General features: G+C 69.2%; 2 protein-coding genes. Both read left to right on the forward strand.

All coding sequences use genetic code 11. The features are described from left to right. Positions 1-358: 5-deoxy-glucuronate isomerase (locus FGD71_RS34930; protein ID WP_181359330.1), on the forward strand; the 358-nt coding region annotated here is incomplete at its 5' end. Further along, positions 355-869, forward strand: a 515-nt coding sequence (locus tag FGD71_RS34935) for a thiamine pyrophosphate-binding protein (protein WP_244951232.1), incomplete at its 3' end; no start/stop codon positions are given. The genes FGD71_RS34930 and FGD71_RS34935, both read left to right, overlap by 4 nt.

Consider the following 869-nt stretch of genomic DNA (forward strand, 5'->3'; position numbering starts at 1 on the left):
CAAACACGACAAGGCACGTCCCGGGGCGGAGTCCGAGTTGGAGGAGATCTACTACTTCCAGGTCGCGGGGGAGGGCGGCTTCGGCTACCAGCGGGTGTATGGCACCCCGGAGCGGCCGATCAATGTGCTCGCCGAAGTGCGTTCCGGTGACACCGTCCTGATCCCGCACGGCTGGCACGGACCGTCGATCGCCGCGCCCGGCTACGACCTGTACTACCTCAACGTCATGGCAGGCCCCGGCCAGGACCGCGCCTGGCTGATCTGCGACGACCCCGCGCACGGGTGGGTCCGCGGGACCTGGGAGTCCCAGGACATCGACGACCGGCTCCCCTTCGGCGCCAAGGAGAACGACCGATGACCGAGAGAACCGTCCGACTCACTACCGCCCAGGCTCTCGTGCGTTTCCTGGCCAGCCAGTACAGCGAGCGGGACGGCCAGGAGCAGCGGCTGATTCCCGGGGTGTGGGGCATTTTCGGGCACGGCAACGTGGCCGGGATCGGGCAGGCGTTGCTGCAGGCCGCGGTCACTGATGAGGCCGATCTGCCGTACTACCTGGCCCGTAATGAGCAGGGCATGGTGCACGCGTCGGTGGCGTTCGCGAAGATGCGCGACCGGCTGGCGACCTTCGCCTGCACGGCCTCCACCGGCCCCGGCTCCACCAACATGATCACCGGTGCGGCGCTGGCCACCACCAACCGCATCCCCGTCCTGCTGCTGCCCAGCGACATGTTCGCCACCCGCGCCGCCGACCCCGTCCTGCAGCAACTGGAGGACCCCCGCGGCGGAGACGTCACCGTCAACGACGCCTTCCGCGCGGTCTCGAAGTACTTCGACCGCATCTGCCGGCCCGAGCAGCTGATCCCGGCCGC

The sequence above is a fragment of the Streptomyces sporangiiformans genome (assembly GCF_005768555.2).
Lineage (GTDB): Bacteria > Actinomycetota > Actinomycetes > Streptomycetales > Streptomycetaceae > Streptomyces > Streptomyces sporangiiformans.